The sequence below is a fragment of the Streptomyces milbemycinicus genome (assembly GCF_002154605.1).
Classification (GTDB): domain Bacteria; phylum Actinomycetota; class Actinomycetes; order Streptomycetales; family Streptomycetaceae; genus Streptomyces; species Streptomyces milbemycinicus.
Window position 1 is genome coordinate 1 of record NZ_MUNE01000055.1, and the last position, 3946, is coordinate 3946.

At 73.0% G+C, this 3946-nt stretch carries 6 protein-coding genes; all 6 read right to left on the reverse strand.

The window, feature by feature from the left end; genetic code table 11:
- Positions 1-83 precede the first annotated feature (83 nt).
- On the reverse strand, positions 84-242 hold the full coding sequence (trpM, locus tag CCN51_RS59830) for a tryptophan biosynthesis modulator TrpM (RefSeq protein ID WP_404745993.1): 159 nt from the start codon (positions 240-242) through the stop codon (positions 84-86).
- A 7-nt stretch (positions 243-249) separates the two neighbouring features.
- On the reverse strand, positions 250-1059 hold the full coding sequence (gene trpC, locus CCN51_RS05090) for an indole-3-glycerol phosphate synthase TrpC (protein WP_014180510.1): 810 nt from the start codon (positions 1057-1059) through the stop codon (positions 250-252).
- Between the two features lie 203 nt (positions 1060-1262).
- Positions 1263-1781 carry a DUF2752 domain-containing protein gene (locus CCN51_RS05095; RefSeq protein ID WP_405384452.1) on the reverse strand — a complete coding sequence of 173 codons (519 nt, stop codon included), beginning with the start codon at positions 1779-1781 and terminating at the stop codon, positions 1263-1265.
- 151 nt (positions 1782-1932) lie between these two features.
- On the reverse strand, positions 1933-2181 hold the full coding sequence (locus tag CCN51_RS05100) for an HGxxPAAW family protein (RefSeq protein ID WP_014180508.1): 249 nt from the start codon (positions 2179-2181) through the stop codon (positions 1933-1935).
- Positions 2182-2291: 110 nt separating this feature from the next.
- Entirely contained in the window at positions 2292-2984 is a 693-nt protein-coding gene (locus tag CCN51_RS05105; protein ID WP_014180507.1) for a TIGR02234 family membrane protein, read from the reverse strand.
- Between the two features lie 84 nt (positions 2985-3068).
- The coding region (locus CCN51_RS05110; protein ID WP_211303205.1) for a chorismate-binding protein at positions 3069-3946 on the reverse strand (878 nt) is incomplete at its 5' end.

Consider the following 3946-nt stretch of genomic DNA (forward strand, 5'->3'; position numbering starts at 1 on the left):
TGACAGCCCCGGAGGCCCCGCCCCCGGCACCCACCACGAACGCTCAGCGCACCACGTGCAACCTCAGCGCACCCCGCGCAAGCTCAACGCTGCGCGCGACGCGCGCCACGCCATCGGCGCCCGTTGACCTGCCCGGGCTCGCATCCGATGTGGTAGCGCACGCGCCGCCCCCGCACCCGCCTCGCGGGCGCGCGGCAGCCACGGGGGCGGCACCCCCGGGCCAGGCGCGCGTACGTGTCCATGGCGGCTTCAGTCCCGCCCGTGCCGCAGGGCCGGGTGCGCGCCCGCCGCGACCAGGTCCGCGACCGCGCCCTTCGGATCGCGGCCGGTGACCAGGGACTCGCCCACGAGCACGGCGTCCGCGCCGTCGTTCGCGTATGCGATCAGATCGTGGGGGCCGCGCACACCCGACTCCGCGATCTTCACGATGTGGTCCGGGATCTCGGGCGCGACGCGAGCGAAGTTCCCGCGGTCCACCTCGAGCGTCTTCAGGTTCCGCGCGTTGATGCCGATCACGCGCGCCCCCGCGTCCACCGCCCGCGCGGCCTCCTCCTCGTCGTGCACCTCGACCAGCGGCGTCAGCCCGATCGATTCGGCACGCTCGATGAGCGAGACCAGCGCCTCCTGGTCCAGCGCGGCGACGATGAGCAGGGCGACATCCGCGCCGTACGCCCGCGCCTCCCACAGCTGGTACGAGGTGACGATGAAGTCCTTGCGCAGCACCGGGATGTCGACCTTGGCCCGCACGGCCTCCAGGTCGGCCAGCGACCCGCCGAACCGGCGCTGCTCCGTGAGGACGCTGATGACCGCGGCGCCGCCCGCTTCGTAGTCGGCGGCGAGCCCGGCCGGGTCGGCGATCGCGGCGAGCGCGCCCTTGGAAGGGCTGGACCGCTTGACTTCGCAGATCACCTTGACGCTGTCGCCCTTGAGCGCGGCGGCGCCGTCCTTGGCCTGGGGTGCCTTGGCGGCCCGCTCCTTGAGCTCGTCGAGGGTGACGCGCGCCTGCCGCTCCGCGAGGTCGGCACGGACTCCGTCGATGATCTCGTCGAGCACACTCACGCGAGCGGCCCCCTTCCGGACGGGGATGGAGCTTCTGATCACTACTGGCGCAGCGGGCGTCCTCTGGGGGACGAGCACTTCACCAGGCACTGCGATGGTATCTGGCGGAGGACCGAGGTCTCGCATCCGGTTGACGCGGACCTGCACAATCCGCCGCCCGAAACCCGATACGGAACCAACGGGTACCCCCATGAAGTCAGCGGTCACGGTGTGAGGAAACTCCCGAAGGGGAGGTTCCGGATAACCGTGAATCCCAGAACCACCGCGCCGATTACCCACCCATGTACAACCCGCAGCGGCACCACCGGCACCGCCACCCCCACCGCCGGCCGCCCCCGCGCGCACACCACGAACCACCGCAGCCACACCACGGCGAACCCGAGGTAGCCGAAGACAGCGAGCGCATTGGCCCCGAGCGCCGTGAACGGCTCCCCGTGGGCGATCGCGTACGCGCTGCGCAGCCCGCCGCAGCCGGGGCAGTACACGCCGGTGAGCCTCAGCAGCGGGCAGGCGGGGTAGTGGCCCGGCTCGTTGGGGTCGACGAGCCCGACGAAGGCGAAGGCGGCCAGAACCGCCGCGAGCGCGCCCACAGGGGCGCCCAGCCGACGCACCAGCCCGACCCCGCGGCCGCCGATCCCACGGCCGTCCCCTGAAACGTCCGGCGGAACATCCGGCGGAACGTCCGGTGGAACTTCCGTCGGCGCAGGTGTTTCCTCGGTCACATCGCCGAGTCTCCCCGCGGATACACGAAGGCGCAGCTCAGGGTCCGCGCATCTGCCTCCGTACGGCGCTACGACCGTACGGCCGCAGCGCCCGGACCCCGCGCCGCGCCTCGGAACAGACCTGGCGGGTCGCCCCCGACCCGGCCTCGGCCTACTGCTGGGTCTGCGCCTGCGGCTGGGCCGCAGGCTGCACCTGGGGCTGGCGCTTCGGCGTCATGCCGAGACCGGCCGCGCGCATCGCCAAGCCGACGACGCCGCCGAGGGCCACCACGACCATGCCCGCCCAGAAGCCGATCGGGTTGGCCAGCACGACGAACGCACCGGCGACACAGAAACCGATGAAGGCGATGGTGACGCCGGTCCAGGCGGCCGGGGTGTGTCCGTGGTTGTTACCCGCCATGAATACTCCTCGTTGCTCTACTGCCCCCGGGTTCCGGGCGCGCGGGGCGAACGCTCCCACGTCATTGTCCCCGACGCGCGAAGATGTCTTGAGCGGGGGGTCCTAACCGCTCAGGCCTCGCGGCCCGCCGACCGCTCCGTCGGATCCTCGCCCCGGTCAAGCGCCTTCCACAGCTCCTCGGGCCGCTCCGGATCCCCCGCGGCCCCACCGCGCCGCGCCCGCGCGGCCGTGCCGCGGCTCCCCTTGCCGCCGCCTCCCGTGCGCTCGTAGCGGCCGGACATGGCGGGCCAGTGGCGGCCGTAGCCCAGCGCGAGCACTCCGGCGAGCAGCAGCAGGAGCCCGCCCACCATGGCAACCCAGGGCCACGGGGTGTACGCGACGTCGTGGATGGCGCTGTCGGCCAGGCCGGTCGCCTGGGACGCCTTCTCCTCGAGCGCCGCCTTGTCGGACGCGCCCAGCAACGAGCTGACCACGATGCCCGCCCCGCTGAGGGCCAGCAGCCCGGAGACGACCCAGCGCCCGAGGCGGTTGACGGCGAAGACCGCGACGAGCGCGGCGAGGCCGACGACCGCCAGCGCTCCGGGCAGCCCGGTGATGTCGTCACCGTTGGCATGCTGCGGCAGGGTGCCCTTGGCGACCGCTGCCGTGCCCTTGGCCCAGGTGCGGCTGGTGGCCAGCAGCACGAGCGCGGCGCCGAGCGCGCCGGACAGCAGGGCGACGCCGAGGCTGCGTCTACGGCCGCGCGCGGCTGAGGCGGTGGGCTCGTGATGGGCCCGGGGCTGGGGTACGGCTGCTGCACTCACGCGTACCACTATCCCCCACGGGTCGGACAGCCCCGCCCCGGGGATACGGTTTGCCTGATTCGACGCCGAAAACCCGGAACGCGTTCAGCCCCGCACCAGCCGCCCCGCCGTGTGCACGGCCCGCAGCACCGCCGCCGCCTTGTTCCGGCACTCCGTGTCCTCCGCCACCGGGTCGGAGTCGGCGACGATGCCCGCGCCGGCCTGGACGTACGCGGTCCCGTCCCGCAGCAGCGCCGTACGGATGGCGATCGCGGTGTCGGAGTCGCCGGCGAAGTCGAGATACCCGACGCAGCCCCCGTACAGGCCGCGGCGGCTCGGCTCCAGCTCCTCGATGATCTGCATGGCGCGCGGCTTGGGGGCGCCGGAGAGGGTGCCGGCGGGGAAGCAGGCGGTGAGCACGTCGAAGGCCGTACGGCCCTCGGCGAGCCGGCCGGTCACGGTGGAGACGATGTGCATGACATGGCTGTAGCGCTCGATCGACATGAAGTCGACGACCTCGACACTGCCGGGCTCGCAGACCCGGCCGAGGTCATTGCGGCCGAGGTCGACGAGCATCAGGTGCTCGGCGCGCTCCTTGGGGTCGGCGAGGAGTTCGTCGGCGAGGGCGGCGTCCTCCTGCGGGGTGGCGCCGCGGGGGCGCGTACCGGCGATCGGGTGCACCATCGCCCGCCCGTCCTCGACCTTGACCAGCGCCTCCGGGCTTGAGCCCACGACGTCGAACCCGTCGAAGCGGAAGAGGTACATATACGGGCTCGGGTTGGTGGCCCGCAGCACGCGGTAGACGTCCAGGGCGCTCGCCGCGCAGGGTGTCTCGAACCGCTGGGAGGGCACGACCTGGAAGGCCTCGCCCGCGCGGATGCGCTCCTTGATGTCCTCCACGGCCGCCATGAAGTCCGGTCCGCCCCACAGGGCGGTGTACTCGGGAAGCTCCGAGGCCGGCAGGGCGGTGGGGTCCGTGGGGA